The sequence below is a fragment of the Arthrobacter sp. SAFR-179 genome (assembly GCF_059414945.1).
Genome location: NZ_JBPFDM010000010.1, coordinates 161,231 through 179,016, shown reverse-complemented (window position 1 = coordinate 179,016; position 17,786 = coordinate 161,231). Strand labels below are relative to the sequence as shown.

The following is a 17,786-nucleotide window of genomic DNA, read 5'->3' as shown; positions in this document are numbered from 1 at the left end:
TCGCCCGGCGCATCTACCGAACCCTCAACGCGGCAAAACTGGACCCCTGCACGGTTTGACGAACTATAGAAGGGTCACTTAGCGCTACCTAGTTGGGGAAGGGAGGGGTGGCGGGCTGGGAGCTAGGAGGGGGAGAACGAAGGGTCGGCGGCGAGGGCGGCCAGGGTGGAGACCAGTAGCCGGCGCTCCACCACTTTGATGCGCTCGTGCAGGGACTCCTCGGTGTCCGCGTCCTGGATGGCCACGGCTTCCTGGGCAATGATGGGCCCGGTGTCCACGCCCGCGTCCGCCCAGTGGACGGTGCAGCCGGTAACTTTCACCCCGTACGCCAGCGCGTCCCGCACGCCGTGGGCACCGGGGAATGCCGGCAGCAGCGCCGGGTGCGTGTTCAGGTACCTGCCGTTGAACGCGTCGATGAAGCTTGGGCTGACAATCCGCATGAACCCTGAGGACACCACCACGTCCGGTTTGTAGCCGGACACGGCCTCGGTGAGGGCGGCATTCCAGTCGGCACGGTCGGGGTAGGCCTTGAAGTCCACCACGAACGTGGGGATGCCTGCCGCAGCTGACCGTTCGACGCCGTATGTTCCTTCGCGGTCCGCACCCACCGCCGCGATCTCCACGGGAAGTTCGCCCGCTTTGACGGCGTCGATAACTGCCTGGAGATTGGACCCGGTGCCGGAAACGAGGACGACGATACGCATTGGTCCAGCTTAGGTGCAGGCTCGCGTACGCTGGAAAACATGAACAGCGAACCGGGCCGGAGCGGGCAGCAGCAGGTCAGGCCCCCGCGCAGCGAGGCGGCAAAAGCGTCCCTCGCCAAGACCCACACCCTGTTCCGGATGTTCGTGGTTTCGGTGCTCGGCGCGTTCTTTGTGTACCAGCTGGATGTGGGCTACCTGTGGCTGACCACGGTGCTCACCGCCGCGGGCCTGGTCCTGGGAATTGTCCTGCTGGTGCGGGCACTCCGGCTGAAGGAATCCAAGCTGGTTCTCTTCGGCACCATCTCGGGCCTGGTGGTTGCGGCCGTCATGGTGCTGCTGATTGTCACCACCATGGTCCTCTTTGACCAGGTGCGGGAGTACCAGGCCTGCCTTGGCCGCGCCCTGACGGACCGGGCCACCCACGCTTGCATGGTGCAGTTCCAGGACGTCCTGCCCACCAAGGTGCGCTGACCCCTAGTGCACCAGCTCGGCGTCCTGTTCCACGGGCGCGGTTGTCTCGCGTTCCAGCCATGGTCCGGCCGCGTAGCCGATCACGACGCCGGCAGCCACCTCGGCGGCCACCCACAGTCCCGTCCAGAGAGGGTCAGGTCCGATGGCGGTCAGGCGGCCCACACCGGCTGATCCCCTGGCAAGCCAGGCCAGGCACACGGTCAGCAGCCCCGCGGCCAGGCCGGCCAGCACGCCAAGCGCCAGGGTGGAGACAGCCGCGGTGAACCAGCGGGCGTGGATCTTGATGGCCAGCCACTCGTCAAAATGGTTCTCCCCCTCCCGCAGGAACCACCATCCCGCCATGACGCCGGCCAGCACCGGAACGATCATGGCCACCAAGGCGTAGTCCAGTGGCCCCGACGGGATGGCCGCCAGGACGGGGACGGACGGAAGCGGCCCCACGGCGGTGCCCAACGGACCCACCTGGGTACCGACACCCATGGCGAAACCGGCGCCGGACGTCCAGGCGAGGGCAAAGACCACAAGGTTGGGCAGGAAGCCGAGCTGCGCGATGGTGAGGGCGGCACCTCCCACCGGGCCGGCGTCGAGCGCTTCATAGACGGACACCACAAGGTTCCAGTGGATGAACAGGTCTACTGCCAGCAGCGCTGCGGCCAGGGCAAGCGCGGACATCACGGCCACGAACCCTGCCTTCGCCGCGGATGCAAAGTACGAACCCGCCCAGCGGGAATGCTGGCTGGTGCGCGAAATCCAGTCCACGGCATCGACGCCGATGAGCCGGCTCCAGGAGCCTGCCTCCCTGCGGGCCCCAATCACCATGCCCAGCGCATACGGAACCAGGGGAACCAGCAGGGCGTACCAGAGGTTGATGACGACGTCGGCATTGCGGCAGACGAATCCGGTGGCTGCGCCGAACGCCCCGTAGACCACCCACGATCCCAAAAGCGCCTGCCACAGCTGGTCTGTATAGGAGGCCCGGGCCAGCCGGCGGCCTGCACGCCAGGCCAGGAGGAACGGAATCAGGGTCAGGCCCAGCGGGATGAGGCTCAGGACACCGGTTCCCCCGTGCGAAGCCCCCTCCGGTCCCGCTCCCGCCAGCTCCAGGGGCACGCCATGGACCAGCAGCCAGGACTGGCCGGCCAGCCGTGCCAGGACCTCGAATTGACCGTTCTGGAAACCGGCAGTGGCCCAGACGGCGACAATGGGCGCCACCACCACCAGCGCCGAAATGATGGCTGCCTGCGCCGTCTCAAGGCCGCCCTGCAGCCATACAGGCATGGGAAGGCCACGGTCTCCGGTCTGGTCAGCGCGCAGTTTCATCGTGTTCCATGGTGTCACGCCGGGTGGGCTCTACCGGCGAACGACAGGCTCCACGTGGCCATGGATGAACAATCAAATGACCGGCAGGCCAGCGCTTTTTCCGAACCCCGGCCGTAAAATTGGTAGCAACCAACACCAGAAGACCCGCCGAGGGCGTACTGCGATTTCTGCTGGCCGCCGCCTTTGATCCGGCGCCAGCCAAAAACCCGGATTCCGTAAACCGGGAAAACAGGAGCCGCGAATGAAAGATGAACCGTAAGTTCTGAAGATATTCGTCCTACTGGCTGGTGCAGTCAGCGCCCTCGGCGTGGCTGCACCAGCGTTTTAAACGACTGCGGCGCCGGGAGCCCCCAAGGTAGCTCCCGGCGCCGTTCACCGTGTCAGGGCGGCTGGTCCAACCAGCCCGCCCGCGGGGCGGGGGCCGAAGCCCCCGCGCCGGTCAGCGGCGGTGATCGCCGTCTGTTTCGATGTTCTCCTTGCGGACTTCCTCGTTGACCGTGACATCGTCGCGGACAACGTCCTTGTCCAGCCGGACCCGCTCCACCGGGACGGCTTCCTTCTCAACGACGGGGCGCTCCTCGTGGAGGACCACTTCGTGCTCTTCCTCGCTGATGGCAGGTCCGTCGAATGCGGCACCGCGGTTGGCGTCCGTGATGGGCTCACGCTCAATCCGGACTTCTTCGCGTTCCACCGGGATGGTCTTGGTGACGTTCTCGGTGGTGACGTATTTGCGCAGCCGTGCCCGGCCGGTGGCTTCACGTTCCTTGCCCACGTGCAGCTTCTCCTCGGACCGTGTCATGGCGTCGTCCGTGGTGGGGCCGGAAGTGTCGTGGCCAACCGTTCCCCGGGCATCCGTGTCGCGGTCGTACGTGTCGCGGTCGCTCGTGTCGCGGCCCGCCCCAAGCCCGGCGGTGGGGGTGCCGGCGTTCAGGTCGGCGTCGCCCTGCAGGTCAACGTCCCTGTCAGTGCCGGTGCGGGCCTCGGTGTAGGTCCGTGCGCCACGGTCGTAGTACGTGTACAGCCGGTCCTCTTCCTCGGGGGTGAGGTGGCCGTCTGCGTCCACGCGGGGGGCGTCCTTGACGTGTTCCTTGCTGTAGGGCACCACCAGGTCTTCGCCCTGGTTGTGTGCACCCTCAACCGGAATGAAGGACTCCGAGGTGCCGAAAAGGCCGGTCTTGACCGTGACCCATGTGGGCTCACCCGTGTCGTCATCTGCGTACAACTGTCCGATCGAACCGATCTTGGTGCCATCGGAACCGACGACGTTGCCGCCCTTGGTGAGCAGGTTTTCAAGATTTTCCCTGTTGAGCATGACTCTCCTTGGATGTGTCTTTGCACTGGGTCTGCCAGCATTGGATGTCCTGGCGCGGGTTGTCCCCGACGTCTGGCTTCCGCCCCGGCTGCTTGAGGCTTTGCGCTGACTGCCCCACTACCGTAAGCATGCTTAGCATCAGATGCCAAGCCTACTTACTAAATAATTTGAAACCCAGGGGCAGTTGTTCATCCGGCCTTTTCCTTCGGGTAACGCTTTCTCCCCCGCCATTTCAAGGAAGGCGCCCACGGTTGAGGAGTGCGGATCGCAATTGTTGCCGAATCTTTTTTGCCGTTGATGAACGGTGTCACCCACTCCATCCTGCGGGTCCTGGACCATCTCCAGGAGCGGGGCGACGAGGTCCTGGTCATTGCACCTTCCGCCCACGACGGGGAGGCAGCCGAGGTCAAAGGCGCCGAGGTACACAGGCTCCCGTCGGTTCCGCTGGCGGGCTATACGAACGTGCGGGTGGCGCTGGGAGGGGTGTACCGGGTCAAGCGAATCCTTGCCGAGTACGCGCCCGAGGTAGTGCATCTTGCCTCGCCGTTCGTGCTGGGCTGGCGCGCCGCCCAGGCGGCCAGCCAACTGGGAATTCCCACCGTGGCCGTCTACCAGACCGAGGTCCCCGGCTACGCCGCCCGGTACGGTGTTCCATTCCTGGAGAACTGGGCCTGGAACCGGGTGGAGAACATCCACTTACTGGCAACACGCACGCTGGTGCCCTCCACGTTCGCGCTGAACCAGTTGCGCGGCCGGGGCATCCCGCGGGTGCGAATGTGGCGGCGGGGTGTGGACACCGCACGGTTTTCCCCGGAAAAGCGCGACGACGGATGGCGGGCCGCGGTGGCCCCCAACGGTGAACGGATCATTGGCTACGTGGGCAGGCTGGCGGTGGAAAAACAGGTGGAGGACCTGGCCGCCTTGTCCGGCATGCCCAACACCAGGTTGGTGATCGTGGGCGACGGACCGCAGCGCACAGCGCTGGAGACTGCACTCCCCCGCGCCGTATTCACCGGGTTCCTGGGCGGCGAGGAGCTGGCGCGGGCGGTGGCTTCGCTTGACCTGTTCGTCCACCCGGGCGAGTTCGAGACTTTTTGCCAGACCATCCAGGAGGCTATGGCATCGGGGGTTCCGGTGGTGGCCACGGGGCGTGGCGGGCCCTTGGACCTGGTGGAGAATTCGCGGACCGGGTGGCTTTACGAACCGGGCGACCTGTCAGCGATGCGCGCCAGGGTGCAGGACCTGGTGGGCGACGACGCCAAGCGCCGGGCGTTCGCGGCCGCCGCCCCCGCCTCAGTACAGGACAGGACGTGGCCGGTGCTGTGCAAGGAGCTGGTGCAGCACTACCGGGACGTCCTGGCGGCGGTTCCGGCATCCCCGCAGAAGATGTCCAGGGCAGGAGCAGCGTCATGAGGATTTCAGTAATCGGGTGTGGGTACCTGGGAGCCGTCCACGCGGCAACCCTTGCAGCAATGGGCCACGAGGTGGTGGGCATCGACGTCGACCCCGGGAAGGTACAGCACCTGGCACAGGGAGTGGCCCCCTTCCACGAGCCCGGGCTGGACGAGCTTCTCCAGGACGGGCATGCCACGGGGAGGCTGACGTTCGCCACCAATCCGGAGGCCGCCAGGGACGCCCAAGTGCATTTCCTCTGCGTGGGGACCCCACAGGACAAAACATCCGACCGCGCCGACCTCACGTTCCTGATCTCCGCCCTCGAAACCCTGCTGCCGCACCTGGCTGCGGGCGCCGTCGTCGTGGGCAAATCCACTGTGCCCGTTGGAACGGTGGACATGCTCCGCGGCATCCTGGCGCCGCGCCCCGACGTACTGCTGGGCTGGAACCCCGAGTTCCTGCGGCAGGGCACCGCCGTCAAGGACTCGCTGGTGCCGGACCGGCTGGTCTATGGCGTGGAAGGCGGCCGGCCTGCTGCCTTCAACGCGGCAACGGGTGCGCCGCTGGGGGTCGCGGCAGCGCTGGATGCGGTCTACGAACCGCTGCTGGCAGCCGGGATCCCCCGCCTGGTCTGCAGCTTCGCCACGGCGGAGCTCATCAAGTCGGCTGCGAATGCGTACCTTGCCACCAAGATCAGCTTCATCAATGCCGTGGCCGGGCTGTGTGATGCCGCGGGCGCGGACGTGACGGAGCTCAGCGAGGCGATGGGGCTGGACCCGAGGATCGGCAGCCGGTATCTGCATGCGGGACTCGGCTTTGGCGGCGGCTGCCTGCCAAAGGACATCCGCAGCTTCAGCGCCCAGGCGGCCACACTCGGCGTGCCCGCGGTGCAGGACTGGATGCGCCTGGTTGATGGGGTCAACCTCGGCCAGCGTGAGCGCACGGTCAGCCTCGCCACGGAGTTGTGCGGCGGATCGTTGGCCGGGCGCGCAATCACCGTGCTGGGCGCGTCCTTCAAGCCCGACACCGATGACATCCGGGACTCCCCGGCACTGGACGTGGCGGACAGGCTGGCAGCTGTCGGGGCCCACGTCACCGTCACGGACCCCAAAGCGGTGAACCTTGCCTGGCGCCGCTACCCGCGCCTCCGCTTCGAGGCCTCCATTGGGAAGGCGCTCCAGGGCGCCGAACTGGTGCTGCTCCTCACCGAATGGGACGAGTACCGGCAGCTCTGTCCCGCCGTCGCCGGCCAGCAGGTACGACGGCGGGTGGTCCTGGATGCGCGGAACGTGCTGGATGCAGCGGCGTGGCAGGAAGAAGGCTGGGCAGTGCGGGGCCTCGGCACCCCCGCCGGCGTTTTGAAGGCAGCAGCCGCCGCACGCTGAGGTCTAGCCCAGGAGCCCGAGTTCGGCGAAGGCCAGCGCAACGCCGTTGCCCGCGGGTGGGGCGGTGATCCTGTCCGCCACGGCAAGAACGGCGGGATGGCCGCCCTCCACGGCGATGCCCACGGCTGCGTACTCAAGCATTTCAATGTCATTTGCGCTGTCGCCGATGGCAACGATGTCCGCCCTGTCCAGGCCGAGCCGGGCTTCCACGGCCTGGATGCCCACCGCCTTGTGGGTGCCGGCCATGAAGATCTCCCCCGCGCGGTCACCCAGGGCTGACAGGGAGCTGGGGATCAGCCCCACGTTCGGGCCGAAGGATTCCATCAGGTGGGTCAAGGGTACCGGTGAATCGAAGCAGGAGACCTTGGCGTAGGAGGTGTTGCGGAGGTCATCTCCGTACTGCATCGGCCCCAGTATGTCCTCGAGCGGATCCACGTCCGTGCTAAGAACTCCGTCGTGCTGTGGACGGCCTGCGAAGACGGGGCCCAGCACCTCCCTCAGCCGCCGGTCCACCCCGATCCGGCCGTACAGGGCCTCCGGGGCTTCCAGGATGTAGGCGGCGTGGTGCGCATCCAGGGCCTCCACAATGCGTGCCGCCAGTTCCGGTTCAAAACGGGCGTCCTTCAGGATCTCCCCGTTGACCTCTACGCGGGCACCGGCCCCGGTAATGGTGCCGTCAAATCCCGCGTCCAGGATGTGCGTAGGGACCATGGACAGTGGGCGGCCGGTACAGACAAAGACAAGGTGTCCGAGTTTCCGGGCAGTCCGCACCGCATCCACGTGCGCTGCCGGAGCGAGTCCATGGTCGGCGTACGTTCCGTCGATGTCGAGAAAGATGGCACGGGGCCTGGCGGTCTGGCTGGGCATGCCTGCGCTCCTTGGTCTGATCCGGGACTTGCCATCCTATCCGCGGAACACGGCGTCGGCCCGGTAGCCAAGCTGCGGTCCGCATGGGCAACGAAGCCGCGGCGCACACCGAAATGCGCGATTTATGAGCATGAACCAAGCCGGCCACCGGGAAATCAAGGATCTCCAACACCGTCATGGATAAAAGATCCGCATTCCTGCCGCGAAACTGACAGTCATCCTGTGATATTCAAAGTCTTGCACAGTAGTAAGCCTGCTGATTGAATGATGGAACCGGAAATGGGGGCCCGGCACAACTTACTGACAAGGAGTGGCAACATGGGCATTATCGGATTTCTCATTTTGGGCCTGATTGCTGGAGCCATTGCGAAGGCCATCCTGCCAGGTCGCCAAGGCGGCGGCTGGGTAGTGACCCTGGTCCTCGGCGTAGTCGGAGCCATCCTGGGCGGTTGGATCGGATCGCTCATCTTTGGCGGTGGACTGGCCGAATTCTTCGATCTCAGGACGTGGCTGCTGGCCATCCTCGGCTCCATCATCGTTCTCCTGATCTACGGAGCAGTCACCAACCGCAGCGGCCGCCGGGTGTAGCCGCAGCACATAAATAATTAAGTAAGAAGCGCCGGACTCCGCAAAAGGAGGACGGCGCTTTTTACGTCCAACGTGGCAAATTTGCGGCTCCCCGTACGCATCCAATTCCCGTGGATGGCCTTTATGATGGCGAAGGGGTGGTGTGATGACCAGTTTTATGGGCCGTGCCAAGAATGTGGCATTACAAACTTTCGGTGTTGTCATGGACGCGAGTCCGGACGCGCTGCTGGCACTGACTACAGAGGGAATCATTCTTGCGGCCAACCCGGCAGCAGCGAGGCTCTTCGGCTTGGCGGAGGAGGCCCTTACCGGCAGGGACCACCGCCAACTGATCGCGGAGGGCTTCCGTGACGAGGTGGGCCTGTTGTTCCACCAACTCCTTGCAGAGCCGGAAGAGTATCCGCGGCCGCGCGAGATCATGGGGCTGCGCCAGGACGGTGCCGAGATCCCCATCGAGGTTGCGGCCGCACTCCTTCCCCAGCGAGCCGCGGCCGACACTCGTGGGGAGCCTGGACCGGCGGGGCATGCAGGAGAAATGATTGCGCAATCCGAAGCGCGCCTGCTGCTTTCAGCCCGCGGCACGGCTCACCGCAAGGCGGCGGACGATGGCCTGCGGGAGGCGATGTCCTTGCTGACGGCCACCCTTGAATCCACTGCCGACGGCATCCTGGTGATGGGCAACGACGGCAGGGTTGCAGGCTTCAACGAACAATTCCTGACCATGTGGGGCATCCGGCCGGAACTTATGGAAGCGGACAGCGAAGAACCGGTCATGCAGCTCGTCGTGGAGCAGGTGGCAGATCCTGTGGCCTTCACGGCCCGGCTGGGGGAACTCCAGCAGGACCCGGCCGCCCAAAGCCATGACGTGGTTGAGTTCAGGGACGGCCGTACCTATGAACGGTATTCCCGCCCCCAGCGGGTGGGGGAAAAGATCGTCGGCCGGGTTTGGAGCTTCCGCGATGTCACGCCGCGGCGGAAAGCGCAGGAGCAGGCGCACCGGGCCATGATGGACCTGGCCGTCCAGGCTGAAAAGCTGCGGGCCATGGCGTTCCAGGACCCGCTGACCGGACTCGCGAACAGGGCCGTGTTCAACGACGCCCTGGCCGAAGCACTGCTGGAACCCCGGCTGAAGACGGTGGACGTCCTGCTCCTTGACCTGGACGACTTCAAGGAGGTCAATGACATCCTTGGCCACCAGGCGGGCGATGACATGCTCATCGAAGTGGCACGCCGGCTCCGCGGCTGCGTCCCAACGGCAGACGTTGTTGCACGGCTGGGCGGGGACGAGTTCGTGGTCCTCCTGACGGCGTGCCCGGACGCCGACGCCATCGCGGCGTGCATCGTGCGCTGCCTTCACGTTCCGGTGACCATCAACGGCAGCGTCCTGCGGCCCAGCCTGAGCCTGGGCCTCGCCTCCCTGGGACAGGACAGCGTTGGGCCGTCGGAGCTGCTGCGGCACGCGGACATCGCGATGTATGCAGCCAAGGCGGCAGGGAAGAACCGGTTCCTGCGCTTCCATCCGGACATGATGCAGGCTTTGGTGCAGCGCACGCACATGGAAAGCGGGCTGCGGCTGGCCGTACCGCGCGGCGAAATCACCGTGGACTTCCAGCCCATCGTTTCGCAGCGCATGGGGCAGGTGGTCCAACTGGAGGCGCTGGCCAGGTGGGACCGCGATGGCGAGCGGGTGCCGCCGTCGATCTTTATCCCGTTGGCCGAGCGCACGGGGCTGATCAGTGAAATCGGGGCCGAAGTGATGGCTTCCGGGATGGTGCAGTTGGCACGTTGGCTCAGCGAGGATCCCTCGCGTTCCCTGGCCGTCAACGTCTCCGGCGTCCAGCTTCAGGAACCGGACTTCGCCGAGTCCGTCCTGAGGCTGGCGAAGGCCAGCGGCGTGGCCCCCTACCAGCTGGTCATGGAAGTTACAGAGAGCGTATTCTTCGACGCCGACTGCAGCTTGATCCGGCAGCTCAGCACGCTCCGCGACGCCGGGGCCAGGGTGGCGCTGGATGATTTCGGCACGGGCTACTCCTCGCTGGGCCGGTTGCAGGACCTGCCGGTGGACACGGTGAAGATCGACAAGTCGTTCGTGTCGATGGTGCGGACCGGCAACGAACGCCTGCCCATTCTCAGCTCCATGATCAACATGGCCCACAGCCTGGGACTGACAGTCACTGCGGAAGGGATCGAGACGGTGGCACAGGCAGATTACCTGGCGGCGCTGGAGTGCGATTCGCTGCAGGGTTATTTGTTCTCACTGCCGGAGCCCGGCGACCGGCTCGGCCAGGCCCTGCACCACGCAGAGGAGGCGCTGAACGCTTTGAAGGGGCGCTAGGCACTGCGCCCGCAACCTGGGCTGCTTCGCCTAGGCTGCTTCCTGCCGACCGGAACGCTGCGGCTTGGCCGGCGCCTGCTGGGAAACGGCGGGTTGCGCAGGGGAAGCTTCAGGCTGCGACGCTTCCCCAGCCCCGGAGGCAAGGTTGGCCTCCACGGCAGGTGCGGCGCCCCGGTTACGGCGCCAGCGCCGGACCAGATCGATGGCGGCCAGCAGCCCTGCGAGGGGGGTCAGAACCGCAGCGCCGTAGACGAACAGCATCCAGGTCAGGGTGGTAAGCGGCGGCTGGTTGTTGTTGAGCAGTGACAGTCCGCCGAGCATGCCCACGACCCAGAACAGCACCACGGCCGTCAGTACGGCGCCGGCAGGAAAATACTGGTTGGTCACGACTTTTTTCAGGGTTTCCATGCACTTCCTCCTGCCTGGCCGGGGGACGGCAAAAGCCGCTCAAAGACAAGTATGGGGCCCGGCCGGCATGAAACTGCGCAAGACGACACGGCGAGTGATGAAGCTAACGCAACCACCCGCCGTCTTAAGGATTCCCTGGCCAAAAAGGCCCTGCCCGCGCCCTTCCCGGAACAGCCTTGCGCGAATACCGTAATGCCTGTCCGCCCAAAAAACTGGAGGTTCCCATGCGCAAAGTCACTGCCGGCCTGTTCCACTCCGTGGACGGGGTGGTGTCCGAACCTTTCAAGTTCCAGTTCGACAGCTTCGACGAGGAACTTGGCGCGGGCCTGACCAGGATGATGGACACCGTGGATACCGTGGTCCTGGGCCGCGTCAGCTACCAGGAGTGGGCCGATTATTGGCCGGACGCCTCGACTGACCAGGACTTCGCCGCGTTCATCAACCCGGTGGAGAAGTTCGTTGCCTCCCGCACCCTCACCGGGCCGCTGGAATGGCAAAATTCGCAGCTGATGGACGCACCGCTGGAAGAGTTCGTGGCCGGCTTGAAGGAGCGCGACGGCGGCGAGATCGCCGTGTGCGGAAGCATCTCCGTGGTGCGGCAACTGCTCTTCGCCGGGCTGCTGGACTCGCTGCAGTTGATGACCCATCCGGTCATTGCCGGCAGCGGCCGCAAGCTGTTCCAGGACGGCGACCCACTGACCCGGCTGGTGCTGCAGGACCAGTCCACCACCAGCAAGGGCAACGTGCTGAGCACGTATGGGGTCCGCGGGGACTAGGTTTTGCACGGCCTGCTGCGACGGCCGCTCCGAATTGGGGCACATTGACACGGACGCGCCGGAGCTCAGGGCGTGCACGGCCCGTTTCCCATTCAATGTGCCCCACGACGGAAGGCCACACCGGAGGTACGCGGACCTACGCGGCCAGCGGTGCCCCGAAAAGCTCCTCCGCGAGCCGGGCCAGATGTTCCGGGATGTCCGCTTCAGCCCCGTGTTCGCCGCGGCCAAGGAAGACGGCAGTGCCGCGGATCCCGTCAAGGTCCAGACCGCATTCGTGCATCAGCTGCCCGGCGCGGACGTTGACCGGCAGGAGCATGGTGACGCTTTCGGCGTTCAGGTAGACATGCCAGTCGCCGCGGATCACCGACTCCAGAGGCCCATCCACCAAGGCTTCCAGGGCCTGCAGGTCCGCGGGCACCTGCTCGATGCGGATCGGTTCGGAATTGCCGGCCGGTACTACAAGTGCTGTGTAAGTTCTGTTGTCCATGGTTCGTTTCTCCATAGGTTTTAACACCTGTGGATCCGTCCGTGTTCCCTGGACCGGCGCAATGACGTGAAGCTAGGCGTTGCCCGCCGGCCGGGTCAACGCGGCAATGTCGCGGGGTGTGGTCCGGCAGCAGCCACCCACGATCCGGGCACCAAGCTTCCTCCACTCAGGGGCGGCTGAGCCAAGGCTGGCGGGGGCGCCTGCTGCCGCGGTCAGGTCCTGGCTCCACGTCTTTGTCCCCGGATCGTAGGTCTCCCCCGAGTTGGGGTAGGCCACCAGCGGCTTTTCCGTGTGCTCCCGCAGTGCTGCGAGCGCCGGCGTGACGAGGTTGAGCGGGACGCAGTTCACGCCCACTGCGGCGACGTGCGCCTGGCCGTCAAGGAGCCGGGCCACGTCGGCAAGCGGAGTTCCGTCGCTGATGTGCCCGCCGTCGCGCAGTGAAAAGGAGAACCAGGTGTCGACGCCGTGTTCCCGGCTGAGTGCCAGCAGGGCTTCGGCTTCGGCGAAGGAAGGCAGTGTTTCAAAGGCCAGGAGGTCGACGCCGGCGTTGACCAAAGCGGCGATCCGGGGCGCATGGAAGTCCTTGAACTCCGCCGGGCTGAGCACGTAGTCACCGCGGTATTCGGAACCATCAGCGAGGTAGGCGCCATAGGGTCCCACGGAACCGGCGACCAGCAGCGGCCCGGCATCGGGATGCCCGGCCAGGTGCTCCTGGCGCGCTTCAGCCGCCAGCTGGACGGACAGGGCAATCAGTTCCAGGGCTTCCCGGCCACCAATCCCCCGCGCTGCAAAACCCTGGGGCGTGGCCTGATAGCTGGCGGTGGTAGCGATGTTGGCACCCGCCGCGAAGTAGTCCCGGTGAACGTCCCGGATGAGGTCGGGCTGTTCCAGCAGCACTTTGGCAGACCACAGGGGGTCTGCCAGGTTGCAGCCGCGGGCCTCCAGCTCCGTTGCAAGGGCGCCGTCGGAGACCAGGGGCCTTTCCTGTGAAAGGAGGCTGGACAGGGGTGCGTTGCTGGGCATGCCGACTCCGAACTGGATAACTGCGTTGACAATAATCATTATAAACAATTTCTCATGCTTGTAATGAACATCACTGTGTGCCACGATGACAGGCATCTACGAGCCATATAGGAGGACCACACGTGAGTGTGCAGCTGAATACAGTCCGCAAGCTTCGGGTGCACTGGCCCATCAGCACAGAAACCTTCACACGGATAGCGGCCGGGGAGGTCTCCGCTCTCCGGCAGGACCCGGGTCTGGCCGCGCTCCTGCATGCCGTGGAGCAGTTCCGCGAGCTCGGCGACTTTGGGAACTACAAGCACGTTTTTGAGTCGGGCGTTGGCCTGGAAGGGTTCACCTGCGGCGAGGGCGCCGTACCCACACTGGGCGCGGTGGGGGAACACACGGTTTCGCCCACCTTCGTGTTCACCACGTACTTTGACGCCGCCCTTGAGGACCATGTGGTGGAACAGTTCATCAAGGAGTTAGTGGACATCCACCCTTGGGAGTTGCCGGTCATCGAGGTAACCGGGCCGGTGAGCGTGGCCGGGGGCCTGCGCGCCAAAGACCGTTCCGGAGCGGCTGCCTCATGATTAACACCGCCACCGGCCTCTGGCCGGCCCTGCAGTCCGTGTTGGAAGGACGGCAGTTCACCGACCTCACCCACGCTTTTCATCCCGGCCAGCCGCACTTTCCCGCCTTTCCAAACGAAACCCGGGAAGCGCTTTTCGATCTCGACAAAGGCGACGGCTTCACGGCGCACAGGTACTCCATCGTTGGCCAATGGGGAACACACGTGGACCCGCCATCACATTTCATCCGGGGCGGCCGCACCCTGGACTGCATTCCAGTCGAGGACATGATCCTGCCGCTGGTGGTCCTGGACATCACCAAGGACGTTGCCGGCAACCCGGACGCCACACCCAGCCTGGACCATGTCCGGGACTGGGAGGAGCGGAATGGCAGGATTCCGGCCGCTTCCTTTGTAGCGCTGAGGACCGGTTGGAGCCGGCACTGGCCGGACAGCGAGGCCATGGCCAACCGGGATGCTTACGGCGTCAGCCACACGCCCGGCTGGTCACGGGAAGTTCTGTCCTTCCTCGTCGAGGAACGCTCAATTTCCGTCATCGGGCACGAGCAGACGGATACAGATCCCGGCCTGGCAACCTCCAACGGGGATTTCGGCCTCGAAACCTACATCCTCGCCCAGGACCGCTGGCAGATCGAACTGCTGGCGGATCTCACCGGCCTTCCGGAGGCAGGAGCCGTAATTGTGGCCAGTTGGGCCAAACCGCTTCAGGGAAGCGGCTTTCCCGCCCGCGTCTTTGCCATCTCCTGACGGCAGGCAACAGTCATTTAGACTCGGACCATGTCGAGGACTACAAGCATGGGACGGGGAATCACGGCGGTTCTGGCTGCCGGGGAGCGCCACGCCCACGGCCTCCCCGGCGGCACCGTGGCCGAAATTGCCGCCGACCTGGGCAAGGACCGCAGCCAGGTGTCCCGGAGCCTGCGGACCGCAGAGCAGGAAGGGTTCCTGCGCCGAACAGCGCAACGCACTTTTGCCCTGGACTGGAGCGTGCTGACCGATGCCCACCTGTTGACCCGGCGCCGCCTGCACACCGACGGTGCGGCCGCGTTGGAGCGGCTCTCAAGCGAGACTGGTGAAGGATGCTTCCTGGGTGTCCTCAGCGGGGACAGCACCGTTACGGTGGGCGAAAGTATCCCCGCAACCAGCAAAATGGTGGGCTCATGGCTGGGCCGGCCCTACCCTGCCTACTGCAGCGACGCCGGCCAGGCACTCTTCTGGGAGGCCTCCGAGGCGCAGGTGCGTAAGGTCTTTGCGCAGGTCCCTTTCGTGAAGCACGGCCCCAACACACCGGCCGACGTCGAGGACTTCCTGGCGCGCCTGGAGGCGGCGAGGCGGCGCGGCTATTCCGTGGTTGATGAGGAAGCTGAACCTGGCCTGTATTCGCTGGCCGTTCCCGTGCGGGACTTCAGGGGCGACGTGGTGGCCGCCCTGCAGATCGTGGGCCCGAAAAGCCGGCTTGAGCCCCGCCAGGCTGACCATGCCAAGGCGTTGGCAACGCAGGGGAAGTGGCTTGAAGCCATGCTGGGCTGCCCGTCCCCCAACAACCAGCCCTAGGCTGCGGCCCGCTACCCTTCGGGGGTGGGCCGTGCAGCCCCCAGCCTGGCCGCGGCCCCGGCGAGGACATCGGCCAGTTCCCGGGCCTGGGAACCCATCTCCGCGCGGCTTCCAAGAACACTGAGCGAAGCAACGATTCCACCCTGGGGATCGCGGATGGGGACAGCAACTTCGACAATGCCGTGTTCAAATTCCTCCACGGCTGCAACATAGCCCTCGGCTTTGTCCCGGACCATCAACTCCCAGGCCTCGGGGATGGAGTGGGCGGCACCGGGACCACCAACGCCGATGAAATTCACGTCGGAAAGCAATGCCTCGAAAGCGCGCTGCTTGTGGTCCCACAGCAAGGCCCGTCCGGATCCCGTGCACCAAGCCGGCGTCACCATGCCGGGCTGGACAAAGCTGCCTGCACGTGAATCGTTGCTCGATGCCAGCAGCAAAATGACGCGGTAACCGTCCCGGACGGACACACGGGAGCGCAGACCGGTGGCGGCCACCAGGCTCTCCAGTTCAGCCCCGGCGTGCTGTATCCAGCCCGTATTGAGCGTGGCCGCAAGGCCGAAGAAGCTCCTCCCGACCCGGAACGGACCGCGTTCCGGCCGCTCCAGGAGGCCAAGGTCGCACAGTTCCTGGGTGAGGCGGGATACCCGGCTCTGGTCCATGTCCAGCTCAGCTGCCAGCTGGGAAACGCCCAGGAGCTGCTTGCCGGTCTTTTCCCTGTCAACCACCAGGCGCACAATCCGCAGTCCCTGCGCCAGTGACGACGCCTCCGGGGCAGTTTCGTCCACCCTTGCTGCTCCTTCCCACCGTCAACCGGTCTATCTTCACACGTGAGGGGTTCCCCTGATGCCACACGCTTCTCCGCGCCCCGGATGCAGCCATGGCCCGGCGCAGACGCTTTACGCGTCTGCGCCGGGCCTCAGCTGTGGTTCACGTCCTAGGCAGGCACGACGGCAGAGCGCTTCCGCCCGTACCTGAAGTGGAAGTAGCCGTAGCAGGCCGCAACGAAAGGAATACCGAAGTACAGGGCCGCGACCTGGTTGGGGTCAAAAGCTATGCCGACGAGTGAGATGACGCAGAGGGTAAATGCCAGGATGGGCACCACCGGAAAGAACGGGGCTTTGTAGGCCAGTGCAGCCACGTTCCCGCCGTTCCTGATGAATGAACGCCGGTGGAAGAAGTGCGAAGCGGTGATGGACATCCACACACCCACCACTGCGAAGCCCGCCACCGACACCAATGCCAGGTAGACCGTTTCAGGAGCCACCACGCTGCTGATGAGGGATGCCAGCCCGCCGAGCATGCTCACCGACAGTGCGGTCATGGGGATACCCCGCCGCGTCAGCTTCTTGAGCACCTGCGGCGCGTGGCCTTCATTGGCAAGGGAATAGAGCATCCTCGCACAGGAAAACAATCCACTGTTGCCGGCGGACAGCAGCGCCGTGATGATGACAAAGTTCATCAGGTCAGCAGCGAAAGGAACACCGGTGGCCGTAAACACCGTCACAAACGGGCTCTCGTCAAGCCCTACTTCCTGGTACGGAATAGTGGCGGCAATGACAGCGATGGCCCCGACGAAGAACACCAGCAGGCGGATGACGGTGCTTCGCATCGCTTTGGGAATGCTCGTGGCGGGATCCTTGGTTTCCCCGGCCGCCACACCGATCAGTTCAGATCCGGAAAAGGCGTAAAAGACGGCGAGCGCGGTAATCAGAACGCCGGTGAATCCGTTGGGAAACAGGCCTCCCTCAGTATTGAAATTCTCAAAGAGGAAGGGATGGCTGCCGCCTTCGCTGAGCGGATGGAAGCCCAGCAGGGCTGCACCGCCAAGGACGATGAGCGCCATGATCGCCGCGACCTTGATGATGGCAAACCAGAACTCCGACTCGCCAAAGAACCTGGACGAAACGGCGTTCAAACCGAACAGCGTGGCGGCAAAAACGAGACACCACACCCACACGTCAACGCCGGGGAACCACCGCTGCATCAGCAGGCCCGAGGCGGTGAATTCCGACCCGATGGCCACTGCCCAGCACAGCCAATAAAGCCAGGCGGTTGCGAAGCCGGTGGCCGGCCCGATGGACCGGGCAGCATAGATGTGGAATGCGCCCGAGACGGGGTACGCGATGGCGAGCTCACCAAGGCAGGCCATCACCAGGTAGACCACAAAGGCGCCGACGAGGTAGGCAAGGACGGCGCCGAGTGGCCCTGCCTGCGAAATGGTGTAGCCCGAGCTGAGGAACAAGCCGGAACCTATCACTCCGCCCATGGCGATCATGACCAGATGCCTGGGGCCCATGGAGCGGTGGAGTCCCGGTTCTCCGGAAGGCGGAGCGCCAGGTTCTGGCTTGAGGGTCAGGGGGGTCGAAGATTCCAAGGGATGCCTCCAGGTGGGGGAAGGGTCGGAAGGGCGGCCGCATGTCGCCTGCCTGTCCGAAAGGGGCTATGAGTGCGTCGACAGTGACGAAAGTAACACAAAAGCGCCGTTTTAGTCATGAAAGTCATACGAAGATGCAAATGTTGCACGTTTACTACGTGACACTGACATGTCGAACCGGCAGGCCAATGGTCGTTCTGCCTTCCCGTTTGG

Annotated in this window: 18 protein-coding genes; 9 read left to right on the top strand and 9 right to left on the bottom strand. The window is 65.1% G+C overall.

Features of this window, described 5'->3' with window-relative positions; translation table 11 throughout:
• Positions 1 to 122 precede the first annotated feature (122 nt).
• Positions 123 to 704 (bottom strand): phosphoribosylglycinamide formyltransferase, encoded by a 582-nt coding sequence (gene purN, locus ACR65K_RS15915; protein ID WP_440153956.1) that lies wholly within the window; start codon positions 702 to 704, stop codon positions 123 to 125.
• 39 nt (positions 705 to 743) lie between these two features.
• Here purN and ACR65K_RS15910 point away from each other — a divergent pair, with 39 nt between their 5' ends.
• Positions 744 to 1,175 carry a hypothetical protein gene (locus tag ACR65K_RS15910; protein ID WP_440153954.1) on the top strand — a complete coding sequence of 144 codons (432 nt, stop codon included), beginning with the start codon at positions 744 to 746 and terminating at the stop codon, positions 1,173 to 1,175.
• A gap of 3 nt (positions 1,176 to 1,178) precedes the next feature.
• Here ACR65K_RS15910 and ACR65K_RS15905 read toward each other — a convergent pair whose 3' ends face one another.
• Both ACR65K_RS15905 and ACR65K_RS15900 read right to left on the bottom strand, forming a co-directional pair.
• The gene (locus ACR65K_RS15905; RefSeq protein WP_440153952.1) at positions 1,179 to 2,495 is read right to left on the bottom strand and encodes a cell division protein PerM; all 1,317 of its coding nucleotides are present in this window, start codon (positions 2,493 to 2,495) and stop codon (positions 1,179 to 1,181) included.
• 439 nt (positions 2,496 to 2,934) lie between these two features.
• Positions 2,935 to 3,807: a DUF2382 domain-containing protein gene (locus ACR65K_RS15900; protein WP_440153951.1), complete on the bottom strand. Its 873-nt coding sequence runs from the start codon at positions 3,805 to 3,807 to the stop codon at positions 2,935 to 2,937.
• Positions 3,808 to 4,065: 258 nt separating this feature from the next.
• On the opposite strand from ACR65K_RS15900, the gene ACR65K_RS15895 reads away from it, so the two are divergent.
• Together ACR65K_RS15895 and ACR65K_RS15890 are read left to right on the top strand one after the other, a co-directional pair.
• The gene (locus ACR65K_RS15895) at positions 4,066 to 5,220 is read left to right on the top strand and encodes a glycosyltransferase family 4 protein (protein WP_440153950.1); all 1,155 of its coding nucleotides are present in this window, start codon (positions 4,066 to 4,068) and stop codon (positions 5,218 to 5,220) included.
• A complete protein-coding gene (locus ACR65K_RS15890; protein WP_440153948.1) occupies positions 5,217 to 6,587 on the top strand; it encodes a UDP-glucose dehydrogenase family protein in 1,371 nt (456 codons plus the stop codon). The genes ACR65K_RS15895 and ACR65K_RS15890 overlap by 4 nt, the downstream gene beginning before the upstream one ends.
• A 3-nt stretch (positions 6,588 to 6,590) precedes the next feature.
• Here the strand turns inward: ACR65K_RS15890 and ACR65K_RS15885 are convergent, their stop codons facing one another.
• Positions 6,591 to 7,454, bottom strand: coding sequence for an HAD hydrolase family protein (locus tag ACR65K_RS15885; RefSeq protein ID WP_440153947.1), 864 nt, complete (start codon positions 7,452 to 7,454; stop codon positions 6,591 to 6,593).
• A 318-nt stretch (positions 7,455 to 7,772) separates the two neighbouring features.
• On the opposite strand from ACR65K_RS15885, the gene ACR65K_RS15880 reads away from it, so the two are divergent.
• Together ACR65K_RS15880 and ACR65K_RS15875 are read left to right on the top strand one after the other, a co-directional pair.
• Entirely contained in the window at positions 7,773 to 8,042 is a 270-nt protein-coding gene (locus tag ACR65K_RS15880; protein ID WP_056332502.1) for a GlsB/YeaQ/YmgE family stress response membrane protein, read from the top strand.
• A 145-nt stretch (positions 8,043 to 8,187) separates the two neighbouring features.
• The gene (locus ACR65K_RS15875) at positions 8,188 to 10,377 is read left to right on the top strand and encodes a putative bifunctional diguanylate cyclase/phosphodiesterase (RefSeq protein ID WP_440153945.1); all 2,190 of its coding nucleotides are present in this window, start codon (positions 8,188 to 8,190) and stop codon (positions 10,375 to 10,377) included.
• Positions 10,378 to 10,407: 30 nt separating this feature from the next.
• Here ACR65K_RS15875 and ACR65K_RS15870 read toward each other — a convergent pair whose 3' ends face one another.
• A complete protein-coding gene (locus ACR65K_RS15870) occupies positions 10,408 to 10,785 on the bottom strand; it encodes a hypothetical protein (RefSeq protein ID WP_440153944.1) in 378 nt (125 codons plus the stop codon).
• 224 nt (positions 10,786 to 11,009) lie between these two features.
• Here ACR65K_RS15870 and ACR65K_RS15865 point away from each other — a divergent pair, with 224 nt between their 5' ends.
• Positions 11,010 to 11,561, top strand: a complete 552-nt coding sequence (locus ACR65K_RS15865) for a dihydrofolate reductase family protein (protein ID WP_440153942.1) — start codon at positions 11,010 to 11,012, stop codon at positions 11,559 to 11,561.
• A 136-nt stretch (positions 11,562 to 11,697) separates the two neighbouring features.
• Here ACR65K_RS15865 and ACR65K_RS15860 read toward each other — a convergent pair whose 3' ends face one another.
• Together ACR65K_RS15860 and mmuM are read right to left on the bottom strand one after the other, a co-directional pair.
• Complete coding sequence (locus ACR65K_RS15860) at positions 11,698 to 12,048, bottom strand: DUF3846 domain-containing protein (protein WP_440153940.1); 351 nt, start codon at positions 12,046 to 12,048, stop codon at positions 11,698 to 11,700.
• Between the two features lie 72 nt (positions 12,049 to 12,120).
• Positions 12,121 to 13,071, bottom strand: a complete 951-nt coding sequence (gene mmuM, locus ACR65K_RS15855) for a homocysteine S-methyltransferase (RefSeq protein WP_440153964.1) — start codon at positions 13,069 to 13,071, stop codon at positions 12,121 to 12,123.
• A gap of 122 nt (positions 13,072 to 13,193) precedes the next feature.
• Between mmuM and ACR65K_RS15850 the strand changes: the two genes are divergently transcribed.
• Genes ACR65K_RS15850 through ACR65K_RS15840 form a run of 3 tightly spaced genes read left to right on the top strand, consistent with a single transcriptional unit; the run spans position 13,194 to position 15,196 of the window.
• A complete protein-coding gene (locus ACR65K_RS15850; protein WP_440153939.1) occupies positions 13,194 to 13,643 on the top strand; it encodes a hypothetical protein in 450 nt (149 codons plus the stop codon).
• A complete protein-coding gene (locus ACR65K_RS15845) occupies positions 13,640 to 14,389 on the top strand; it encodes a cyclase family protein (protein ID WP_440153937.1) in 750 nt (249 codons plus the stop codon). The genes ACR65K_RS15850 and ACR65K_RS15845 overlap by 4 nt, the downstream gene beginning before the upstream one ends.
• Before the next feature lie 30 nt (positions 14,390 to 14,419).
• Positions 14,420 to 15,196, top strand: a complete 777-nt coding sequence (locus ACR65K_RS15840; RefSeq protein ID WP_440153935.1) for an IclR family transcriptional regulator — start codon at positions 14,420 to 14,422, stop codon at positions 15,194 to 15,196.
• An 11-nt stretch (positions 15,197 to 15,207) separates the two neighbouring features.
• Here the strand turns inward: ACR65K_RS15840 and ACR65K_RS15835 are convergent, their stop codons facing one another.
• Together ACR65K_RS15835 and ACR65K_RS15830 are read right to left on the bottom strand one after the other, a co-directional pair.
• Positions 15,208 to 15,984, bottom strand: coding sequence for an IclR family transcriptional regulator (locus ACR65K_RS15835; protein ID WP_440153933.1), 777 nt, complete (start codon positions 15,982 to 15,984; stop codon positions 15,208 to 15,210).
• A gap of 149 nt (positions 15,985 to 16,133) precedes the next feature.
• Complete coding sequence (locus ACR65K_RS15830) at positions 16,134 to 17,573, bottom strand: amino acid permease (protein WP_440153931.1); 1,440 nt, start codon at positions 17,571 to 17,573, stop codon at positions 16,134 to 16,136.
• Positions 17,574 to 17,786 lie beyond the last annotated feature (213 nt).

Coding starts and splice junctions, on each gene's coding strand:
- purN (WP_440153956.1), bottom strand. CDS start 704: ATGCGTATCGTCGTCCTCGTTTCCGGCACCGGGTCCAATCTCCAGGCA.
- ACR65K_RS15890 (WP_440153948.1), top strand. CDS start 5,217: ATGAGGATTTCAGTAATCGGGTGTGGGTACCTGGGAGCCGTCCACGCG.
- ACR65K_RS15905 (WP_440153952.1), bottom strand. CDS start 2,495: ATGAAACTGCGCGCTGACCAGACCGGAGACCGTGGCCTTCCCATGCCT.
- ACR65K_RS15870 (WP_440153944.1), bottom strand. CDS start 10,785: ATGGAAACCCTGAAAAAAGTCGTGACCAACCAGTATTTTCCTGCCGGC.
- ACR65K_RS15885 (WP_440153947.1), bottom strand. CDS start 7,454: ATGCCCAGCCAGACCGCCAGGCCCCGTGCCATCTTTCTCGACATCGAC.
- ACR65K_RS15845 (WP_440153937.1), top strand. CDS start 13,640: ATGATTAACACCGCCACCGGCCTCTGGCCGGCCCTGCAGTCCGTGTTG.
- ACR65K_RS15900 (WP_440153951.1), bottom strand. CDS start 3,807: ATGCTCAACAGGGAAAATCTTGAAAACCTGCTCACCAAGGGCGGCAAC.
- ACR65K_RS15910 (WP_440153954.1), top strand. CDS start 744: ATGAACAGCGAACCGGGCCGGAGCGGGCAGCAGCAGGTCAGGCCCCCG.
- ACR65K_RS15875 (WP_440153945.1), top strand. CDS start 8,188: ATGACCAGTTTTATGGGCCGTGCCAAGAATGTGGCATTACAAACTTTC.
- ACR65K_RS15865 (WP_440153942.1), top strand. CDS start 11,010: ATGCGCAAAGTCACTGCCGGCCTGTTCCACTCCGTGGACGGGGTGGTG.
- mmuM (WP_440153964.1), bottom strand. CDS start 13,071: ATGCCCAGCAACGCACCCCTGTCCAGCCTCCTTTCACAGGAAAGGCCC.
- ACR65K_RS15860 (WP_440153940.1), bottom strand. CDS start 12,048: ATGGACAACAGAACTTACACAGCACTTGTAGTACCGGCCGGCAATTCC.
- ACR65K_RS15880 (WP_056332502.1), top strand. CDS start 7,773: ATGGGCATTATCGGATTTCTCATTTTGGGCCTGATTGCTGGAGCCATT.
- ACR65K_RS15840 (WP_440153935.1), top strand. CDS start 14,420: ATGTCGAGGACTACAAGCATGGGACGGGGAATCACGGCGGTTCTGGCT.